Origin of the sequence: Nesterenkonia sp. E16_10, assembly GCF_017347085.1 — a bacterium.
In the GTDB taxonomy this organism is placed as follows: Bacteria; Actinomycetota; Actinomycetes; order Actinomycetales; family Micrococcaceae; genus Nesterenkonia.
The window spans coordinates 128572-147774 of record NZ_JADPSA010000029.1; the positions used below are offsets into that span (position 1 = coordinate 128572).

Genomic DNA, 19203 nt, shown 5'->3' on the forward strand with positions numbered 1-19203 from the left:
CCTAGGCGAACAGAGACCCTGCCGGGATTCGCGCGTCTGGCGCTACGCTGGGTGACACGAGGCGGGGTCGGCCCGCAGCTGGACCCGCACCTCAGCCCCAGCTCACAACGGAGGACGCACCATGAACGGATTCGTGCCCTATCCGGTCCGAGACACCTACCGGCTGATCGAGCCGGGCCCCACGGTATTGATCTCGACCTCCGACGGCGTCCGCGACAACATCATGACCAACGCGTTCAACATGCCGGTCCGCCACGACGGGATCCTGGCGGTGATCGTGGGCACCTGGGACGCGAGCTTCGCGGCGCTGCAGGCCACCCGGCAGTGCGTGATCGGCATTCCCGGCGCCGATCTGATGCGCACCACGGTGCAGCTGGGGAACTGTTCCGGAGAGGACCTGGACAAGTGGGACCATTTCGGGCTGACCCGGGTGCCAGGCGTCAGCGTGGCGGCGCCGCTGATCGGGGAGTGTGTGGCCAATATCGAGTGCAAGGTCGAGGATGACTCGCTGGTCGAGGACTATTCGCTGTGGCTGCTGCGCACCACCGCGGCCTGGATCAGGCCCGATGCCGCGCCCACCCCGGAGTTCCACCATCGAGGCAACGGAACATTCTCCACCAACGGTGAGCTGCATGACCTCAGCGACGAGATGACGAAGTGGAAGTACTTCACGAACTAGGGTTACGAGGGTGCTCGGCGCGGCGCCCGGGCGGAGGCCTCTAGCGCTCCTCGAGGCCCCAGGGCGACCCGTAGCCGACCGGTGCCTCGGCCGCCAGCAGCTGAAGGAACGGCCGGGAGTCGAAGGCCTCCGGGCCCAGGACGCCGGTGCACTGCCAGGTCCCGTTCGCCAGCAGCTCCAACGCGATCACCGGGTTCACCGCCGTCTGCCACACCACGGCCTGTGAGCCGTACTCGGCCATCGACCACTGGTTGTCCACCACGTGGTAGAGGTATACTGCCCGGGGTTCACCGTCGGTGCCGAATCCGGTCACGTACAGGCCTGCACAGGTCTTTCCCGTCATGCGATCACCCAGGGTGGCTGGATCGGGCAGCGCCGCGGCGACGACGTCGCGTGGGGCCACAGGCACGCCCTTCACCAGCAGCGGCTCGGTGGAGTCGAGACCCAGCTTGTGCAGGGTCTTGAGCACGTCGATGAACTCGTCGCCGAGCCCGTACTTGAAGGTCACCTTCCGGGCCTTGGTCCAGCGGGGCATCAGGATGACCTCCTCGTGCTCCACATTGACGCACTCCACGTCCCCGATGCCTTCGGGGAAGTGGAAGACCTCGGTCTCGCTGAAGGGCTCGGTGGTGTACCAGCCGGTCTCGCGCTCGAAGATCACCGGTGGGTTCAGGCACTCCTCGATCGTGGTCCAGATCGAGAAGGACGGCGCGAAGGCCGGCTCGCCGTCGGCCCCCGCCACGACCAGATTCGCGCCGTCGCGCACGCCCAGCTCCTCGATCGAGGAGAATAGCTCATCCTCGGCGTAGCGGGCGAAGACGTCGGAGAGTCCCGGCTCCACGCCCATGCCCACCAGGGCCAGCCGACCGGCCTGCTCCCACTGCGGGGCCAGGGCGAACTGTTCCTCGCCCAGCATCACACCGGTCTTGGAGTAGGGCTGCTCCGGGTGCCGGACCGAGAGGCTCATCGCCATGTCGAGGTAGGTCGCGCCGGCGGCGAAGCTGCCGTTGAAGATCGGCATCACGAACCGCGGATCCACCGCATTGAGCACATGGGTGATCTGGTGCCTCCTGGCGACCTCGGCCACCGCCTCCACCGAGGAGGCGTCCACCTGCGCGGCCACCAGTCGATCGTCCTCCAGGGAGTCCACCAGGGCCTGCGGCCGTGAGGGATCGTAGTCGGCGATCACCAGCAGGTCGAAGAACTTGCGGCGGACGGCGATCCGGACGGCGGCGGATCCCACGCCGCCGGCTCCGATGATGAGAATGCGCATCAGGTCAAGCCTCCATTGCTAGGACGTGGGCGTACATCGGGTGCATCGGGGGAGTCGGGCACGAGCACGGCGGTCTCGGCGTTCAGGCTCTCCCCGCGGAAGAACGGCAGTGATCCGGACCGGGTCCGCCAGAGCAGCATCAGCACCAGGCCGAGGGCCAGTGAACCGATGCCCACGACGAAGGTGCCGCCCACGCCGAGGAGCACGCTGTATCCGTAGTCGACGTCTGCCATGTCGATCGCTGACTTGATGAATGCCGCGCTCAGGATCAAGGCGCCCAGCAGCGGGAGCAGGAAGCGGAAGACGAAGTTGTGGCCCGAGGTGAACAGCTCTCGGCGGAAGTACCAGACGCAGGCGTACCCGGTGATGGCGTAGTAGAAGGCGATCGCCAACCCCAGGGACAGGATGGAATCGGCCAGGATGTTCTCGCTGACCAGGGTCATCACCACATAGAACCCGATCCCGGAGATCCCCATGACCAGCGTGGAGAAGGACGGGGTCTTGAACCGCGCGTGCACCGTGCTGAACCTGCTCGGCAGCGCCCGGTATACCGCCATGGACAGGGTGCCCCGGGCGGTGGGCAGGATGGTGGTCTGGGTGGAGGAGACCGCAGAGACGAGCACCGCGACCACGAGCAGCCATGCGGCGGGGCCGAGGACGACATCCTTCAGCGCGAAGAACACGTCCTCTGCATTGCCCTCGTTTCCCAGGCCGACCCCCTCCTCGCCGACTCCGGCGTACATCATGGCGGCCACGGTGACCCCCACATAGGTGATCAGCAGCAGCACCGTGGAGATCAGGGCGGCCAGGCCTGGGATTCGACGGGCATCGCGGGTCTCCTCGTTCAGCGCCAGGCAGGCGTCCCAGCCCCAGTAGATGAACAGCGCCAGCAGCACCGCCTCGGTGAAACCGGCGAGGCTCTCGAAGGCGAAGGGGTTGAACCAGTCCAGGGACGGTGCGGTGGCGTTCTCGGCGGTCCCGTTGGCGATCCCGATCAGCGCGAACACCACGAAGAGGCCCAGGGCGAGGTACTGGATTCCCAGCAGGACGTTCTGCAGCTTGGCGCCGATCTCGACCCCGCGGTAGCTGATGTAGGTCATGGCGGCGATGAAGAAGACCCCGGTGGCGGTGACCACCAGGGAGTTCTCGGCGAGAGAGCCGTCGCCGATCAGCAGCCAGAGGTAGATTCCGGCGATCTGCGCCAGGTTGGCCAGCACGATGATGCCCGCGACCGCCACACCCCAGCCGGCCATCCAGCCCACCCACGGGCCGAAGGCCTTGGTGGCCCATGTGAAGGAGGTGCCGCAGTCGGGAATCTCGCGGTTGAGCTCTCGGTAGGCAAAGGCGATGAACAGCATCGGGATGAACGCGAGGATGAACGCGATGGGCGCCTGAGCTCCGACCGCGAGGACCACGAACCCCAGGGAGGCGGCGAGCGAATAGACCGGTGCGGTGGAGGCGAGTCCGATGACCACCGATCCCCAGACGCCGAGCGTGCCGGCGGAGAGACCCTTGCCCGCACCCGGGGGCGCGCCAGGGAGATTCTTCCCGAGAGCTGCCTGACTCATGGTGCTCCTCCGATCCCCGGCCGGGCCAGCGTGAAGGACCCGGATCAGCGTGATGCGCGCCACTATACCGACTAGTCGGTTTTTTCGATAGGCCTTAGAATCGCTGTCATGGGCCATGCTGCGAGCACCGTTCACCGGCTGATCACCGCGTACCAGGACATCCTGGTGTCCGAGGGGGAGCGCAGCGCCACCCTCGAGGCCATCGCTGCGCGCGCCGGGGTCTCCAAGGGCGGTCTGACCTATCACTTCAGATCCAAGGATGAGCTGGCGGCAGCGCTGTTCGAGCGGCTGCAGGTACTGGTGGAGGCCGATCTGGCGGTGATGCGGTCGGAGCCCTCACAGGCCGCGGACTATTACATCAGAAGCTCGCTCGACGTGCAGAGCCCGCTGGAGCGCTGCAACATGGCGGTCACCCGGCTGGCGCAGGGGTCGCACCCGGAGGCCAACGAACTCCTCGCCAGGTGCCGGACCCAGTGGTTCGAGGTGCTGATGGACGCGGTGGGGCACGAGGACATGGTCCACCTGGTGATGCTGCTCGGCGATGGGATCTATTTCAACGCCTCGCTCACCGGCACCGGCGCCATGCCCGAGGAGACCGATCCGGCCACGATCGACCGGATCGTCCGCCTGATCGGCACCATCCGGTACTGAGCGCCTGGTGCCAAGGACTAGGCGCCGTGCGGCGCGCGGCGCTCAGTGCCTTCCGACCTCGCGGGCCGCCGTCACGGCCGCCTCTGCCCCTTCGGACCAGACGGCCCCATGACCGGGGAGCAGGTGCTCGGCCTCGGTGAGTGCGATCGCGTCCAGCGAGCGGATCGCGCGCGCAGTGTCCTTCGTGGCGGCCCCGGCGACGATCTGCGGACCGGTCTGCCCCGTGTAGGGGTCCAGGGTGACCAGTGCGTCCCCGGTGAAGACGGCTCTGCGGTCCGGGAAGTGCAGGATGCAGTGTCCATCGGTGTGTCCCGGGGTGTGCACCGGCACAGGGAACCCAGGAACCTCCAGCACCGATCCGGCCGTCATCAGCTGCACCCCATGGACGCCCTTGACGGTCAGCGCGCCGGAGCTCACCATCCGTCCCAGCAGCGGCAGCGACCGCGGGTGGCCCAGCGGGTAGAGCAGTCGATTGCGCTCGGTGGCGTAGCGATACGGCGTCGTGGCCAGCTCGGCGTCCTCGTGGTGGATGATCACCGGAACTCCCAGGCTCTGCTGCGCGCGCAGCGCGAAGCCCAGGTGATCGAAGTGACCATGGGTCAGCACCAGCGCCTTGACCTCATAGGGCATCCGTTGGCGCGTCTTGAGCACCTCCATGACCTCGTGCCACATCCGGGGCAGTCCGGCGTCGATCAGGGTGATCCCGTCCTCGGCCTCGACGACGTAGCAGTTCACATTGGCCTGCGAGATGAGATGGATGCCAGGGGCGACGCCGTATTCGATCATGAGCTGCGCTTCCGTTCCGTGGGGGGTTTCCTCAATCCTTGTTCTCCACACGGGGGTTGGTCAAGCGTCACCCGGGCGCAGAGACCTGTGGCCCCCACCCGGACGCGGGTGAGGGCCACAGGGGCTGGACTCAAGAGTCATGCGAGGCTGCCAGAAGGCTCCGGCCGCCTCAGGTTCAGATCAGCGTGCCGGGCGCGAGGACCGTCCCGCTGCGGCTGCACCGCTGCGACCCGAGGGGCGTCCGCCGCGGGCGGGTCCGCCGGAGCCGCCGCGAGCCTGGCCGCCGGAGCCGCCGCGACCGCCACGTGCCGGACCGCCGCCACGAGGCGAGGAGGTGCCGGGACGACGGCGGGGCTGCTGCTGCTGGACAGGGGCCCGTGGGGCGGGCTTGACGAACTCGGCGGTGGGACCGACCAGCTCGCTCACGGCCTCGGACTCGGAGTTCACCCGGACCGGGTGCACGGCGATGGCTGCCTTGCGCAGCAGCGCCTGGGTGTCGCGGCGCTGCTCGGGGAGCATCACCGTGACCACGTCGCCGGCGCTGCCGGCGCGGGCGGTGCGACCCGAGCGGTGCAGGTATGCCTTGTGCTCGGCCGGCGGATCCACGTGGACCACGAGCTCCACCGAGTCCACGTGCACGCCGCGGGCTGCGACGTCGGTGGCGACCAGGACCTTGATGTCGCCCTCGCCGAAGGCGGCGAGATTGCGGTCGCGCTGGGACTGGGAGAGGTTGCCGTGCAGGTCCACCGCGGGGGTGCCCTGATCGGTGAGCTGCTTCGCGAGCTTCTTGGCCTGGTGCTTGGTGCGGGTGAAGAGGATCCGGCGTCCGGTGCCGGAGGCCAGCTGCTTCACCAGGTCACGCTTATCGTCGTTGTGGACCTCGAAGACGTGGTGGGTCATCGCGGAGACGTGGGAGGTGGCCTCGTCTACCGAGTGCATCACCTGGTTGTTCAGGAAGCGCTTGACCAGCTTGTCCACGCCGTTGTCCAGGGTGGCGGAGAAGAAGAGCCGCTGACCCTTGGAATCGGTCTTCTCCAGCAGCCGGGTGACCACCGGGAGGAAGCCGAGGTCGGCCATGTGATCGGCCTCGTCGAGCACGGTGATCTCCACCGATTCCAGGCTCAGGGCGCGCTGGTTCAGCAGGTCCTCGAGGCGGCCGGGGCAGGCCACGACGATGTCCACGCCGGACTTCAGGGCGTTGATCTGGCGAGATGCCGTCACGCCGCCGAAGATGGTGGTGGTCTTGAGGTTGTACGAGGCGGCGAGGGGCTCGAGCACCGCGTTGATCTGGGTGGCCAGCTCGCGGGTCGGGGCCAGGACCAGGCCCAGCGGGCGGCCCGGGCGGCGGTTCTTGGCCGCGTTCTTCTCACCGAGGCGTGCCACCATCGGGATGGAGAAGGCGAGGGTCTTTCCGGAGCCGGTCTTGCCGCGGCCGAGGACGTCGCGTCCGCTCAGCGTGTCGGCCAGGGTCTGCTGCTGGATGGCGAATGCATCGATCTTGCCGTCTGCAGCGAGAGCGCGCACCAGCGGTGCGGGAACGTTGAGGTCGGCGAAGGTCTGGGTCTCAGAAATGGCGGGAGCCTTTCAGAAAGCGCCAGACACAGAGGAGGCAGGGGTATACCCGCCTGAGACTGGTCTGGCTTGGGGCGAAGGCATCGGTTGATGCACTCGGTCGCCGCGAGAAAATCACTGCTGAAACGTGGGCCGGTGGATGACACGGCCCCGTTGATCAAGGCGTTCTTACGACGCGGGCACTCACACGAGGTGGGCACCAGAATCTCCACCATACCCCATGTCTGCTCCCGTCAGACCCAGGTCACTTGCCGCTGATCTGGCTGTAGTGCTCCAGCGCCTCCTCGCGCGAGGCCTTCAGGTCCACGATCGGGGTGGCGTAGTCGGGGGAGTTCAGCTCCGGGATCCAGCTGCTGACATAGGTCCCCTTGGGGTCGAAGCGCTCCCGCTGCCGCTCCGGGTTGAAGATCCGGAAGTAGGGGGCGGCGTCCATCCCGCAGCCGGCCACCCACTGCCAGTTCGCGGGGTTCGAGGCGGCATCGGCGTCGACCAGGGTGTCCCAGAACCAGGCCTCACCCTCGCGCCAATCGATGCCCAGGTTCTTGATCAGCAGGCTCGCCGAGGCCATCCGCACCCGGTTGTGCATATGTCCGGTCTCCCAGAGTTGCCGCTGCCCGGCATCCACCCAGGGGAACCCGGTCTCGCCCTTGGACCAGGCGTGGAAGTCTTCGGGTGCGTCGTGGCGCGACTTCCAGGGGTAGGCATCGAACTGGGTGCGCAGATTGGTGTGCGGCAGCTGCGGGAAGTGGAAGAGCAGATGCCAGCAGAACTCCCGCCAGCCGATCTCCGAGAGGAACTTCTCCACCGCCTCGTCGGTCTGCTGGTGCGCGGCGTGCCACACCTGGCGCGGACCGAGCTGGCCGAAGCGCAGGTAGGGCGAGATCCGCGAGGTGCCGTCTCCGGCTGGGACATCCCGGGCGTCGTCGTAGTCCTCCACCTGATGCTCCAGGAACTCACGCAGCCGCTCCTGGCCCCCGGCCTCGGTGGGGGTCCAGTTCTCCCACAGGCCCCCGGCCCAGTCCGGACGGGTGGGCAGCAGCTCCCAGGCCTGAAGATCTCCGGCGCCGTGTTCCAGGGTGGGGAGCGCCGCCTCGGCCTGGGCGAGCGTGCCCAGCGCGGCGGGACGCTCATGTGGCGCCCCAGGATCTCGGACGCTGATCTGCTTCCAGAAGGGGGTGTAGACCTTATAGGGTCCGCCGGTGTTGGTCTCCACGGTCCAGGGCTCATGCAGCAGCGAGGCGTTGAAGCTCTCCACCTCGATGCCCAGCTCGGGCAGCGCGGCCTTGATGCCGGCGTCCACCGCCCGCTCGGGTCCGCCGTAGCGCCGTGACCACTGCACCTTCTCCGCACCGAGCTCCTGAGCCAGGGCGGGCAGGATCGCCGCGGGGTCTCCGGCGCGCAGCAGCAGCGGGATGCCGAGCTCGGCAAGTTCTTCCCGCAGCGACTCCAGCGCGTGATGCAGCCACCACTTCACCGCACCGCCCAGCGGACGCACCCCCGGACTCACCTCATCGAGGACATAGAGTGCGACGACGTCGCCCGGATTCTGCGCGCGCTGACACGCGGTGAGCAGCGCTTCATGGTCTGCGGTGCGCAGATCGTCGCGGAACCAGAGGAGCGTGCGGGTCATCAGTGCCCTTTCGGCGAAGCGTCGCCGCGCGAGCGGCCGTCCTGGCTGGCACAGTAGCAGGAGTGCCCGTTCATCCACTGGGCCGATGAAGGAGATGTCGATGGCCGAGGAGACAGGATCCGCCCGGGAGTCCGAGCGCTGGCTGGTGATCAAGGGGCGACGCTGGCGCCGCACCGATCCGGCGCTTCCCGAGGAGCTGGTGGCCGCGCTGAAGTCACACCTGGGCCGCGGGAGATCCGGGGTCGGGGCCGGAAAGAAGGCTGACGACCAGGAGCGGGTGACCGCCTCGCGCAGACGAGTCGGTCTCGCCAAGACCGGGCTGGGGGAGCGCGGCCCGTACTGGTGGGAGCTTCCCGAGGCCCAGCGGATCGCGGCGGCCGAGGAGGCGCTGGCCGAGCTCGATGCGTTGGACGACACAGATGCGAGTGCGTCTCAATAAATATATTGCAATATTCTTATATGTCTGGTGTTCTATTGCGGTGAGTGACAACCCGGCGCTGAGCAGCGCGGCCCAGCTGTTCAAGGTGCTCGGTCATGAGTCGAGGCTCCGGCTGCTGTGTCTGATCGGAGATTCTCCCAAGACCGTGAACGAGCTCGTGGAGCGGACTTCGATGTCTCAGCCGCTGGTCTCGCAGCATCTGCGCACGCTCAAGCAGGCGGGCCTGGTGCTCGCCGAGCGCCAAGGCCGGGAGATCGAGCACCGCTTGGCCGACGAGCATGTCTCCCATGTCATCGCCGACGCCGTTGCGCACGTCCAGGAACCTTCACCCGCGGAACTTTCACCCGCGGAACCATCACCCCTAGAATCGGCGGACGAGTCCGCCGGTGAGGAGCACCATCATGACTGAGCACCACACCGCCGAGCACCAGACTGCCGAGCACCGCGCCGCTGAGCACAAGTTCGAGGATCACACCCACGGCGAGAACTGTGGACACGAGGCCGTGGAGCACGGCGACCACGTGGACTACGTCCACGACGGACACCGCCACGCCGCCCACGAGGACCACTACGACGAGCACTGAGTCGCTCGCACACCAGAAGGGGAGCCCCCACGAGGAGCTCCCCTTCTGGTGCACACAAGTGCTACTGGCTGATCACATGCGGCTGAGCGACCTCCTTCAGCCCGGCCACGCCGAACTCCATGCCGAACCCGGACTCTCGGGCACCGCCGAAGGGAATCCGCGGATCCACCGCGCCGTGCTTATTGATCCAGGTGGTGCCCGCCACAAGTCGGGCCGCGACCTCGACCGCGCGTGCAGGGTCCGCTGACCAGACCGAGGAGCCCAGGGCCTCGTCCAGGGCGTTCGCCCACTCGATCGCCTGATCCAGGTCCGTGTACCGGATGATCGGCAGCGCCGGCCCGAACTGTTCCTCGAGGACCAATGGGTTCTGCGGGTCGATGTCGGCCACCAGCGTGGTCGGGTAGAAGTTCCCGGCGGCCTCCAGGTCGGGGTCGCCGCCGAGCAGCACCCGCGCGCCGGAGTCCTTCGCCGCCCGCACCAGCCGATCCACGATCTCCCACTGCGCCCGGTTCTGCAGCGGACCGAGCACATTCTGCTCTTCAAGCCCGATGCCCATCGGCATGGTCTTGGCCACCTCCACGAGCGCCTCACAGACCTCGTCATAGATCGCGTCCGGCACGTAGAGCCGCTTCAACGCCGCACAGGTCTGCCCGGTGTTGATGAACGCTCCCCAGAAGATCCCCTCGGCCAGAGCACGGGGGTCTGCATCCTCGAGCACGATCCCGGCGTCGTTGCCGCCGAGCTCCATGGTCATCCGCTTCATGGTCTCCGAGGCGGCCTTCACGATGGACTTCCCGGTCTCGGTGGAGCCGGTGAACATGATCTTCGCGACATCTGGGTGCCGGGAGAGCCGGTCACCGATGTCACCGCGGCCCGGAACTGCGAGCAGCACATCCGCCGGCAGCGCAGAATTGAGCACCTCCACCAGGGCGAGCACGCTCAACGGGGTGTACCCGCTGGGCTTGATCACCACGGTGTTGCCCATTCGCAGGCTTGGCGCGATCTGCCAGATCGAGATCATCATCGGCCAGTTCCACGGCCCGATCGCCCCGACCACGCCCAGCGGACGGTAGTGCATGATCGCTCGGCCGGATTCATCGTCGACGATCACCTCTGCCTCCAGGGGCAGATCGGCGGTGGTGCGCAGCCAGGCCACGCAGGCGCCGACCTCGAAGCGGGCGTTGGGGCCGTTCAGCGGCTTGCCCTGCTCCCGTGAGAGCAGTCGTGCCAGCTCCTCGGCGTGGGCCTCCACCGCGTCCGCCGCGGCATGCAGGGCCCGCCTGCGGGTGTCCTCCCCGGCGGCGGCCCAGCCCGGCTGCGCCGCGTGGGCGCGGGCCACCGCGGCGTCGAGGTCCTCGGCGGTGGCCTGAGGGGCGAAGCCCACCCGTTCGCCGGTGGCCGGATCGAGGATCTCACGCCCCGCCTCGGGGTCCTGGACACGGTCCAGCAGGTCAGTGGTCTGGGTGCTCATCGGGTGACTCCTTTGTCGGTGGGGGATGGTCCTGGGATCAGGATGGCCTCGTTCGCGTGGATCGAGATTGACTCAGCGTGCAGGGCACTGTTGCCTGTCTGCACGCCTGGCGCTGGGCCCGGCAATTCTGCGCGGCGCGTCGGCGCGACCCCTCGGCGCAGCAGGATCAGCGCCGTGACCGCCAACAGGATCTCCAGCGCCGCCAGCCCGGAGGCCACCGGCAGCAGCACCTCGTGCAGCAGCCCCGGGCCGGATCCGGGCTCTACGACAGCGGCGGTCGTGCCTGCGGGCAGGCCGGTCTCGAATGCGCCCGCAGCCGCATGGTCATGGGCGCTCAGCGCAGCCTGATCGGCGCCAAGCGTCCGGCTCACTGGGTGCGGGTGCCCCTGCTCGGTCCCGGTGATCATCCAGAGGTGCAGCCCCAGCATGGCGGTATTCATCGTCGCGATCGTGAACCAGGTGCCCGGACTGGGCGTCCGCCAGAGATGCCCGGCGCAGGGCAGGCAGATGATCGCCATCCCCGCCATCGCCAGGGCCAGGCCAAGGTGGTGGCCATGGGTGAGCATGACCAGATGCAGCAGGCCCGAGAGGGCGGCGCCCACGGCCGCCGTTCGACGAAGCGCGATCGTCATGTGCATCTGACCCTTCCGTAACGCATGTGAAATATGTCATATTTATTGTTGAGCGTGCGCTCAACTATAAGGAGGATCACCATGGCTGACAAGACCTCAGACCCGCAGTCCCGCCACCCGCTGACACCGCTCTCGGTCCCCGAGATCGAGGCGATGCGCGGCGTGCTGGAACGCGAATCGCTGCTCACCGATGCCACCCGCGTGTCCTACGTGACGCTGCGTGAACCCAGCAAACAAGACGTCATCGCTTGGCGCCCCGGGGTGCGGCTGCCGCGTCAGGTGGCGCTGCTGCTCACGGACCTGAGCACGCTGACACTCACCGAGCTGGTGCTCGACCTGGACCGGGAGGCCGTCGTGGAACGCCGGGAAGTCGACGCGGTGGAGAAGGGCTCGGCCCCGAGCTTCGACGAGGACCTTGCCGGCGCGGACCCGATCGTGAAGGCAGACCCGCGCTGGGTCGAGGCGGTCGCCAAGCGGGGTGTGACCGATCTGGACAAGGTCGTCGTCGTCGGGCTCTCGGCTGGGATCTTCGGCTATTCCGATGAGGTCGGGGTGCGCATGGTCCGCGCGCTGGCCTTCCGCCAGGACTACCCGAGCGACTCGGTGTGGGCACATCCGATCGACGGAGTCGTGGCCCACGTGGACCTGACGAATAAGAAGGTCCTGCGAGTGGTGGAGACCGAGGTGATGCATGTGCCCGAGGAGTCCGGTGACTACCTGGACCCCGCCGTGCGGGGGGAGTACCGCACCTCGCTGAAGCCGATCTCCATCACCCAGCCCGAGGGGGTCAGCTTCAGCCTCCAGGACGGCGTGCTGGCCTGGGAGAACTGGAAGGTCCGGGTCGGGTTCAACGGCCGCGAGGGTCTGACCCTGCACCAGCTGAGCTTCCATGATCGCGGCGTCGACCGGCCCATCCTCTACCGCGGTTCGATCGCGGAGATGGTGGTCAACTACGGGGACCCCACGCCCACCCACGCCTGGCAGAACTACTTCGATGTCGGTGAGTACCAGTTCGGTCGGCTCGCCAACGCCTTGGAGCTCGGCTGTGACTGCAAGGGGGAGATCACCTATGTGGACGCCGTCGTCGTCGATGACCACGGTCGGCCCACGACGTTGCCCAATGCGATCTGCATCCACGAGGAGGACTACGGCATCCTCTGGAAGCACACCGACGACTTCTCGGGCACCAGTGAGGTGCGCCGCCAGCGCCGACTCGTGATCTCCTTCTTCGTCACGGTGGGCAACTACGACTACGGCTTCTACTGGTACCTCTACCTCGACGGCAAGATCGAGCTGGAGTCCAAGGCCACAGGAATCGTCTTCACCTCCGGCATGCCCTCGCCCGACTACCCCTACGCCACTGAACTCGCCCCGGGCCTGGGGGCACCCGTGCACCAGCACCTCTTCAGCGCCCGGCTGGACATGACCGTGGACGGGATCAGGAACTCGATCGACGAGATCGACGCGGTCCAGGTGCCCACCAGCGAGGAGAACCCCTGGGGCAATGCCTTCACCCGCAGCGTCACCCGGCTGCGCTCGGAGAAGCAGGCCGTGCGCGACGCCAAGGGCTCGGTGGGACGGGTCTGGCAGATCAGCAGCGCCGAGCATACGAACCGGCTCGGAGCTCCCACCTCGTATCTGCTGCACCCTGAGGAGAGTCCCACGCTGCTGGCCGCCGAAGACTCCTCGATCCGGCGCCGCGCCGGCTTCGCCGGGCACCACCTGTGGGTGACCCAGCATCATCCCGACGAGCAGTTCCCGGCCGGTGACCAGGTGAATCTCAACCCTGGATTCGGCGGGCTGCCCAGCTACATCGAGCAGGATCGCTCGCTGGAGGGTGAAGACCTGGTGTTGTGGCACACCTTCGGGCTGACCCATTTCCCGCGGACCGAGGACTGGCCGATCATGCCGGTGGACTATGCCGGGTTCACGCTGACCCCCAACGGCTTCTTCGACCGCAACCCGACCCTGGACGTGCCCCCGGAACCCTCTGGGCACTGCGCGGCGACCACGGAGGGCTCCGGCGGCTGCGGCTGCAGCTGAGCCGGTTCACCCGGGGGCGGGCAGCCTTGAGGCGCTGACCGCGGCATGGCCCGTTTCGGTCAGCCAGGGGGAGAGGCAGTGGTGGATCATCCGCCACTGCCTCTGCGTCTCTGCCAGCGGTGTGCGTAGCGCGCATTCCACCTGCAGGCCAGTGATCAGGACCATCACGACGTCGGCGAGATCCTCCACTGGGGTTGCGGGGAGGAGCTCCTTGGCCTCCACCGCCTCGGTCAGACGGTCGGCGATCTGGCGCCGCCACATCGCACCCACCTCGGTCTGGACCTTGCCGAACTCGGGCTTGGAGGACGCTCGACCCCAGAAGTTCGTCACGATCAGGGCTTCGCGTTCGGTCTCCTGACCTACGGGGAGCACCTCCCGCAGCATCGCGTTCAGCGCCTTCAGACCTGAGCGCCTGCCGACCTGCTCGGTGATGCGGGAGTTCGTGCGATCGAAGATCAAGGTGAAGGCGCGAAAGACGACGTCGTCGAACCCGGTGAAGTAATGCCAGAGCGACCCGGTCGAGACTCCCAGCTCGCTGGCCACGGCTCGGGAGGTCGCCGCCTCCAGTCCATCTCGGTCAGCGATGCGCAGGTAGGTCCGCACGATCTGCTGGCGGCGGTCTTCACGGTCGATCTTCTTCGGCATGAGCCGATTCTCCCGCATCCGGCGAGCTCAGGCGGCCCGCGACCCCACGGCCAGACGCTGCCGGCGGTACACGCTCGGGGATTCGCCGTACTCGGCCTTGAACAGCCGGGAGAAGTGCGCGGCGTCGTGGAGGCCCCAACGGCCCGCGATGCATGAGACGGCGCGATGTGCGTGGAGCGGGTCGAGCAGGTCCCGGCGGATATGCTCCAGCCGACGCGTGCGGATCCAGGCGGAGATCGTGTCGCCCTGCTCCGCGAAGATCGTGTAGAGGTAGCGCAGCGAGACGAAGTGTGCGGCGGCGATGGAGGCCGGGGTCATGGTCTCGTCGCTGAGGTGATTCAAGATGTACTCGCGGATCTCCCGGTGGAGACTTCCGGTGCAGGAGCGGGGTTCCTCGCGGCGGCTGTCGAGCTCCTGGGCGAGCATGGTCACCATCAGGTCCAGCGCTGAATGGACCAGCCGAGCGCCATAGGCCCCTGGCAGCTGTTCGATGCTGTTGCAGAGCTCGACGAAGAACGGGTTGACCAGTCGTCCGAATCCGCGGTCCTGGGAGAAGCAGGTGGCGGTGACCCCAGCGATCTGTTCCGCGGTGAGCTCCACCGGGTCGCGAGGGATCACCATCACCATGGTCCGGCTGGGCTCCGGGAAGTGCAGGGCATAGGGCCGGTGGGTGTCATAGATGGCCAGATCCCCGGGGCCCAGGTCGGCGCGGCGGCCGTCCTGCTCCAGGATGCCCCGTCCGGAGAGCTGCAGGCTGAGCTTGTAGAACCTGGGGTCGTGTGTGGAGATCAGGTTCGGGGTGCGCCGGACGGTATGGGCGGTGGTGAGCAGCTCATAGACGCCCACGCCGTCCACGCAGGAGCTGCGGATGCGCCCGGCAAAGGTGGTCCCTGGTTTCGTCTGGATGTCGAGCGGCACGACGGCGGCGGCGATGGCCTCGCGCCAGGTGGCGAGGTCGGTGGTGGGAGGGGAGAGCTCGGGGGAGGGCCGCTCGAGGTCCGTGCTCGTGGCGTGGGGGGTGGGCATCGTCTCTCCTGTGCAGGGGGCCGCGGTGCAGGGTTCATCCCAGATTATTGAGCGCATGCTCAAAATCGGTGACACAGGGGTTTCGAGCACGTGAACCTGGGTGATTTCTGAGTGTGACAGTGCTCACAGGGAATGTAAAGGGTGGGGCGGGGCAACCGGGCAAGCGCGGTGTGCCGAGAGGTCTCAGCCCGGATCCGCAAGGCCTGTGCACCGTGGTGCAAGAGCCATACCTCCGCGTCTCGGGATACTTCGAAGCACCGGCAGCTGCACCCGGCCGGCACCTGCGAAGAGATGGAGCACCTGATGACTGAGCACTCTGCCTCAACCCGGCCCGCGGCGGTGGCGGACACCGCACTGGCGCGACGCACGCTCGGCGTTCCCGCCCTGGTGTTTCTGATCATCGCCGCATCCGCGCCGCTGACGGTTCTGGCCGGCGGTGCCACCACCAGTTTCGCGATCACCGCGCAGTCCGGCGTGCCGGTGGGGTACCTGCTGCTGGGCGTGATCCTGGGTCTCTTCGCCGTGGGCTACGGTCGGATGAGCACCTACGTGCAGAACGCCGGCGCCTTCTATGCCTATGTGGCTTCGGGGCTCGGCACCCGGCCCGGCATCGGCACCGCATTCCTGGCGCTGATGACCTATAACGCGATGCAGATCGGCATCTACGGCGTGTTCGGGTTCACCGCGTCCTCCCTCATCGAGGGTCTCTTCGGCGTCACGATCGCCTGGTGGATCTGCGCTCTGGCCGGGTGGCTGCTGGTGGCCTGGCTGGGTGTGAACCGGATCGACCTCTCCGCGAAGGTGCTCGCGGTCATCGTGTTGCTGGAGTTCCTCGTCGTGATCGTCGTGAGCCTGCTCTCGCTCTCCGCGGCTCCCGAGGGGGTGACCGCGGCCCCGCTGCTTCCGCAGAACTGGATGAACGGAAGCCTGGGAGCGCTGCTTGCGTTCGGCATGGCGGCCTTCATGGGCTTCGAGTCCGGAGCGATCTACTCCGAAGAGGCGAAGAACCCGGAACGGTCCGTGGCTCGTGCCACCTACATCGCCGTCGGGATCATCGCGGTCTTCTATGCAGCATCCTCCTGGGCGCTGGCCATCGGCCTCGGCCCCTCTCAGATCGTGGCGCAGGCCCAGGAGTGGGGGCCGGACCTGGTCTTCGTCTTCCTCGAGGGCAGGCTCCCGGCCCTGCTGGTCGATCTTGCCGCGGTGCTCTTCCTGACCAGCATCATGGCGGCACTTGTGGCGTTCCACAATGCCGCCGCCCGGTACTTCTTCTCCATGGGCCGCGCCCGGGTGCTGCCTGCAATTCTGGCGCACACCGGGGCACGCAGCGGTGCGCCGGTGGTCGGTTCTCTGGTGCAGAGCGGACTCGGGCTCGGCTTCATCCTCATCTTCGCGATCGCCGGGGCCGGATCGGAGCTGGGTCCGCTGTTCCCGGTGCTGACCATGTTCCCCTGGCTGACCAATGCTGCGGGCTTCGGCCTGGTGCTGCTGCTGTGCATCACCTCCGTGGCGGTGCTGCGCTATTTCAACCGAGATCCTGGGCAGCATCCGCTGTTCGTGCGCACCATCGCTCCGCTCTTGGCGGCCATCGGACTGGGCATCATCGCGGTGCTCATCATGTTCAACTTCGAGGTGATGATCGATTCCTCCAGCTCCCCGGCGCTGGTGGTGATCCTGCCCGGTGTGATCGTGGGATCCGGGGTGGTCGGGCTGCTCTGGGCCCAGTACCTGCGGGTGAGGCGCCCGGAGGTCTATGAGCGAGTCCGCCAGGCGAACATCGGCTGAGCAGGGCCTGCCGAATCGCGCTCGCCAAGCCGCCCCTCCGCCACTGTCACCCGTCCGCCCTCTCGCCGCACCACCCGACGGCTCTCCCGCATCGAGTGTGCAATTCGAGCGCCGTTCGGCGCGATTTCGGCGGAAGAACCTGCACAGATTGCACACTCGATGCCGGAAGCCAGCGATTCCACGGAGGCACTTGTGCGCCGCATCACATACCGTATACGATCTGAAATATTATCCGCCGGAGGGATCCGGGAGGGCTCGAGGAGGAGACCATATGAGCGCACAAGATCTGGGCACACCGGGCAAGATCGTCGCCGTCCACATCAGCTACGAGTCTCGTGCCGCGGAACGGGGCCGACGTCCCGCCACCCCGTCCTACTTCTTCAAGCCGACCAGCTCGCTGGGCGTCTCCGGGGACGCGGTGCAGCGCCCCGGCGGCACCGAGCTGCTGGCCTTCGAGGGTGAGATCGCGCTGGTCATCGGCACAGAGGCGCGGCAGGTCACCGCCGATCAGGCCTGGGGCCATGTCCGGGCGGTCACCGCGGCCAACGACTGGGGGCTCTACGATCTGCGCGCCGCCGACAAGGGCTCCAACGTCCGCAATAAGGGGCGCGACGGCTACACCACGGTCGGTCCGGAGCTCATCGACGCCGCCGCGGTGGACCCGACCCAGCTGCGCGTGCGCACCTGGAAGAACGGCCACCTGGTACAGGAGGGCGCCAGCGACTCGATGATCTTCCCGCTGACCCAGCTCATCGCCGACCTCTCCCAGCACCTGACCCTGCAGCCCGGGGACATCATCCTCACCGGCACCCCGGCGGGCGCCTCCGTGGCGGAGCCAGGGGACACCGTCGAGGTCGAGGTGGACGCGGCCGGCGGGCTCAGCAGCGGCCGGCTGATCAGTCCGGTCACCGAGGTTCCGGGAGAGTTCGATCCCGCACTGGGATCTCTGCCCACCGTGGATGACACCCAGCGCGAAGAGGCCTGGGGCTCTCGCGAGGCGGCCGGACTCCCGCCGAAGCAGGCTCCCGGGGTGCACGCCGAGCTGCGCGCCGTGCTCGAGCAGGTGCCGGTGGCCGCGCTCTCCCAGGAGATGCGCCGACGCGGCTACAACAACGTCACCATCGACGGCGTGCGCGCCACCCGGCCAGGCGCCACGCTCATCGGCACCGCGCGGACCCTGCGCTTCCTGCCCCACCGTGAAGACCTCTTCGCCTCCCACGGCGGCGGCTTCAACGCGCAGAAACAGGTGTTCGACTCCGTGGACCCGGGCGAGGTCATCGTGATCGAGGCCCGCGGTGAGCGCGGCTCCGGCACCCTCGGAGACATCCTGGCGCTGCGCGCCCTGCACCGCGGTGCGGCCGGCGTCGTGACCGACGGAGGGGTGCGCGACTACTCCACCGTGGCTGAGATCGGTCTTCCGGTGTTCAGCCAGGGCCCGCACCCAGCGGTGCTGGGCCGCAAGCACGTGCCCTGGGACGCGGACCTCACCGTGGCCTGCGGCGGGGCCACCGTCCAGCCCGGGGATGTCATCGTCGGCGACGACGACGGCGTGATCGTGCTTCCCGCGGCGATCGCCGCGGAGGTGGCCCAGGCGGCGTTGGTCAAGGAGACCGAGGACGCCTGGGTCGCGGAGCAGGTCCGGGCCGGACACCCGGTAGACGGGCTGTTCCCGATGAACTCGACCTGGCGGGCCCGCTACGAGATGGAGCAGGGGCGCGCCGGCGCCGAGGCCCCGGTCGAAGCCGGAGAAGGTCCGTGATCCGGATCGACGAGCGGATCAGCAAGTCCGAGCTGACCTACGACTGGATCCGCGAGCGCATCATCGGCCGCGAGTTCAACCCCGGCTACCGGCTGGTCCTGGGCGCCATCGCCAAGGAGCTGGGCATCAGCGTGGTTCCGGTCCGCGAGGCGGTGCGCCGGCTCGAGGCCGAAGGGCTGATCGAGTTCGAGCGCAACGTGGGGGCCCGGGTCGCGATGGTGAACCAGGACGAGTACATCGACACCATGCAGACCCTCGGCGTGCTGGAGGGTGCCGCCACCGCGCTGGCGCTGCCGCTGATGAGCGAGGCCGACCTCGCCCGTGCCCAGGCGATCAACAATTCCATGCGCGCGATGCTGGAGGACTTCGACCCGGTGGCCTTCACCTCGCTCAACGAGAAGTTCCACCGGGCTCTCTTCCAGCGCTGCCCCAACCCGCACATCTCCGAGCTCGCCGACCGCGGCTGGAACCGGATGTCCGGTCTGCGCAGCTCCACCTTCGCCTTCGTCCCGGACCGGGCACCCCGCTCGGTGCAGGAACACGACGACATCCTGACACTCATCCGCGAGAACGCCGAGCCGCTGGAGATCGAGCTGGCCGTGCGCCAGCACAAATGGCGCACCGTCGAGGCCTACCGCCAGCAGCGCACCTCTTCCTAAG

The 19203-nt window shown here is 67.8% G+C and carries 18 protein-coding genes; 9 read left to right on the plus strand and 9 right to left on the minus strand.

Annotated elements, in window-relative coordinates:
• Positions 1-121: 121 nt before the first annotated feature.
• The gene (locus I2487_RS09300; RefSeq protein ID WP_207172064.1) at positions 122-679 is read left to right on the plus strand and encodes a flavin reductase family protein; all 558 of its coding nucleotides are present in this window, start codon (positions 122-124) and stop codon (positions 677-679) included.
• 40 nt (positions 680-719) lie between these two features.
• On the opposite strand, the gene I2487_RS09305 is transcribed toward I2487_RS09300, so the two are convergent.
• A complete protein-coding gene (locus I2487_RS09305) occupies positions 720-1952 on the minus strand; it encodes a saccharopine dehydrogenase family protein (RefSeq protein WP_207172062.1) in 1233 nt (410 codons plus the stop codon).
• Complete coding sequence (locus I2487_RS09310; RefSeq protein ID WP_207172060.1) at positions 1952-3520, minus strand: APC family permease; 1569 nt, start codon at positions 3518-3520, stop codon at positions 1952-1954. The genes I2487_RS09305 and I2487_RS09310 overlap by 1 nt, the downstream gene beginning before the upstream one ends.
• A 108-nt stretch (positions 3521-3628) precedes the next feature.
• On the opposite strand from I2487_RS09310, the gene I2487_RS09315 reads away from it, so the two are divergent.
• A complete protein-coding gene (locus I2487_RS09315; protein WP_207172058.1) occupies positions 3629-4171 on the plus strand; it encodes a TetR/AcrR family transcriptional regulator in 543 nt (180 codons plus the stop codon).
• Positions 4172-4213: 42 nt separating this feature from the next.
• On the opposite strand, the gene I2487_RS09320 is transcribed toward I2487_RS09315, so the two are convergent.
• The 3 genes from I2487_RS09320 to I2487_RS09330 all read right to left on the minus strand — a co-directional run bounded on the left by I2487_RS09320 (position 4214) and on the right by I2487_RS09330 (position 8159).
• Entirely contained in the window at positions 4214-4957 is a 744-nt protein-coding gene (locus I2487_RS09320; protein WP_207172056.1) for an MBL fold metallo-hydrolase, read from the minus strand.
• Between the two features lie 180 nt (positions 4958-5137).
• Positions 5138-6481 carry a DEAD/DEAH box helicase gene (locus tag I2487_RS09325; protein ID WP_345941386.1) on the minus strand — a complete coding sequence of 448 codons (1344 nt, stop codon included), beginning with the start codon at positions 6479-6481 and terminating at the stop codon, positions 5138-5140.
• A gap of 292 nt (positions 6482-6773) precedes the next feature.
• Entirely contained in the window at positions 6774-8159 is a 1386-nt protein-coding gene (locus tag I2487_RS09330; protein WP_207172038.1) for a cryptochrome/photolyase family protein, read from the minus strand.
• A 100-nt stretch (positions 8160-8259) separates the two neighbouring features.
• Here I2487_RS09330 and I2487_RS09335 point away from each other — a divergent pair, with 100 nt between their 5' ends.
• The 3 genes from I2487_RS09335 to I2487_RS09345 are packed head-to-tail and all read left to right on the plus strand — an operon-like array spanning position 8260 to position 9182.
• Positions 8260-8598 carry a biopolymer transporter Tol gene (locus I2487_RS09335; RefSeq protein ID WP_207172036.1) on the plus strand — a complete coding sequence of 113 codons (339 nt, stop codon included), beginning with the start codon at positions 8260-8262 and terminating at the stop codon, positions 8596-8598.
• A 40-nt stretch (positions 8599-8638) separates the two neighbouring features.
• Positions 8639-9007 (plus strand): ArsR/SmtB family transcription factor, encoded by a 369-nt coding sequence (locus tag I2487_RS09340; protein ID WP_345941387.1) that lies wholly within the window; start codon positions 8639-8641, stop codon positions 9005-9007.
• Positions 9000-9182 (plus strand): zinc transporter permease, encoded by a 183-nt coding sequence (locus I2487_RS09345; protein WP_207172032.1) that lies wholly within the window; start codon positions 9000-9002, stop codon positions 9180-9182. The genes I2487_RS09340 and I2487_RS09345 overlap by 8 nt, the downstream gene beginning before the upstream one ends.
• Before the next feature lie 61 nt (positions 9183-9243).
• On the opposite strand, the gene I2487_RS09350 is transcribed toward I2487_RS09345, so the two are convergent.
• Complete coding sequence (locus I2487_RS09350; protein WP_207172030.1) at positions 9244-10653, minus strand: aldehyde dehydrogenase family protein; 1410 nt, start codon at positions 10651-10653, stop codon at positions 9244-9246.
• On the minus strand, positions 10650-11285 hold the full coding sequence (locus tag I2487_RS09355) for a hypothetical protein (RefSeq protein WP_207172028.1): 636 nt from the start codon (positions 11283-11285) through the stop codon (positions 10650-10652). Before I2487_RS09355 ends, I2487_RS09350 begins: the two co-directional genes overlap by 4 nt.
• 81 nt (positions 11286-11366) lie before the next feature.
• On the opposite strand from I2487_RS09355, the gene I2487_RS09360 reads away from it, so the two are divergent.
• Positions 11367-13328: a primary-amine oxidase gene (locus tag I2487_RS09360; RefSeq protein ID WP_207172026.1), complete on the plus strand. Its 1962-nt coding sequence runs from the start codon at positions 11367-11369 to the stop codon at positions 13326-13328.
• Positions 13329-13334: 6 nt separating this feature from the next.
• On the opposite strand, the gene I2487_RS09365 is transcribed toward I2487_RS09360, so the two are convergent.
• Positions 13335-13973 carry a TetR/AcrR family transcriptional regulator gene (locus tag I2487_RS09365; RefSeq protein ID WP_207172024.1) on the minus strand — a complete coding sequence of 213 codons (639 nt, stop codon included), beginning with the start codon at positions 13971-13973 and terminating at the stop codon, positions 13335-13337.
• A 27-nt stretch (positions 13974-14000) separates the two neighbouring features.
• The gene (locus tag I2487_RS09370) at positions 14001-14999 is read right to left on the minus strand and encodes an AraC-like ligand-binding domain-containing protein (protein ID WP_207172022.1); all 999 of its coding nucleotides are present in this window, start codon (positions 14997-14999) and stop codon (positions 14001-14003) included.
• Positions 15000-15302: 303 nt separating this feature from the next.
• Between I2487_RS09370 and I2487_RS09375 the strand changes: the two genes are divergently transcribed.
• From I2487_RS09375 to I2487_RS09385, 3 genes are all read left to right on the plus strand, one after another.
• The gene (locus I2487_RS09375) at positions 15303-16784 is read left to right on the plus strand and encodes an APC family permease (RefSeq protein ID WP_207172020.1); all 1482 of its coding nucleotides are present in this window, start codon (positions 15303-15305) and stop codon (positions 16782-16784) included.
• 271 nt (positions 16785-17055) lie between these two features.
• The gene (locus I2487_RS09380) at positions 17056-18543 is read left to right on the plus strand and encodes a fumarylacetoacetate hydrolase family protein (protein WP_207172019.1); all 1488 of its coding nucleotides are present in this window, start codon (positions 17056-17058) and stop codon (positions 18541-18543) included.
• A complete protein-coding gene (locus I2487_RS09385) occupies positions 18540-19202 on the plus strand; it encodes a GntR family transcriptional regulator (protein ID WP_345941388.1) in 663 nt (220 codons plus the stop codon). Before I2487_RS09380 ends, I2487_RS09385 begins: the two co-directional genes overlap by 4 nt.
• The last annotated feature ends 1 nt before the right edge of the window (position 19203 follow it).

Bases quoted from the DNA above. Each gene is read 5' to 3' on its own strand.
- I2487_RS09300 (WP_207172064.1), top strand. From the start codon at position 122: ATGAACGGATTCGTGCCCTATCCGGTCCGAGACACCTACCGGCTGATC.
- I2487_RS09310 (WP_207172060.1), bottom strand. From the start codon at position 3,520: ATGAGTCAGGCAGCTCTCGGGAAGAATCTCCCTGGCGCGCCCCCGGGT.
- I2487_RS09375 (WP_207172020.1), top strand. From the start codon at position 15,303: ATGACTGAGCACTCTGCCTCAACCCGGCCCGCGGCGGTGGCGGACACC.
- I2487_RS09335 (WP_207172036.1), top strand. From the start codon at position 8,260: ATGGCCGAGGAGACAGGATCCGCCCGGGAGTCCGAGCGCTGGCTGGTG.
- I2487_RS09360 (WP_207172026.1), top strand. From the start codon at position 11,367: ATGGCTGACAAGACCTCAGACCCGCAGTCCCGCCACCCGCTGACACCG.
- I2487_RS09305 (WP_207172062.1), bottom strand. From the start codon at position 1,952: ATGCGCATTCTCATCATCGGAGCCGGCGGCGTGGGATCCGCCGCCGTC.
- I2487_RS09320 (WP_207172056.1), bottom strand. From the start codon at position 4,957: ATGATCGAATACGGCGTCGCCCCTGGCATCCATCTCATCTCGCAGGCC.
- I2487_RS09355 (WP_207172028.1), bottom strand. From the start codon at position 11,285: ATGACGATCGCGCTTCGTCGAACGGCGGCCGTGGGCGCCGCCCTCTCG.
- I2487_RS09350 (WP_207172030.1), bottom strand. From the start codon at position 10,653: ATGAGCACCCAGACCACTGACCTGCTGGACCGTGTCCAGGACCCCGAG.
- I2487_RS09345 (WP_207172032.1), top strand. From the start codon at position 9,000: ATGACTGAGCACCACACCGCCGAGCACCAGACTGCCGAGCACCGCGCC.
- I2487_RS09315 (WP_207172058.1), top strand. From the start codon at position 3,629: ATGGGCCATGCTGCGAGCACCGTTCACCGGCTGATCACCGCGTACCAG.
- I2487_RS09365 (WP_207172024.1), bottom strand. From the start codon at position 13,973: ATGCCGAAGAAGATCGACCGTGAAGACCGCCGCCAGCAGATCGTGCGG.
- I2487_RS09380 (WP_207172019.1), top strand. From the start codon at position 17,056: ATGAGCGCACAAGATCTGGGCACACCGGGCAAGATCGTCGCCGTCCAC.
- I2487_RS09330 (WP_207172038.1), bottom strand. From the start codon at position 8,159: ATGACCCGCACGCTCCTCTGGTTCCGCGACGATCTGCGCACCGCAGAC.
- I2487_RS09370 (WP_207172022.1), bottom strand. From the start codon at position 14,999: ATGCCCACCCCCCACGCCACGAGCACGGACCTCGAGCGGCCCTCCCCC.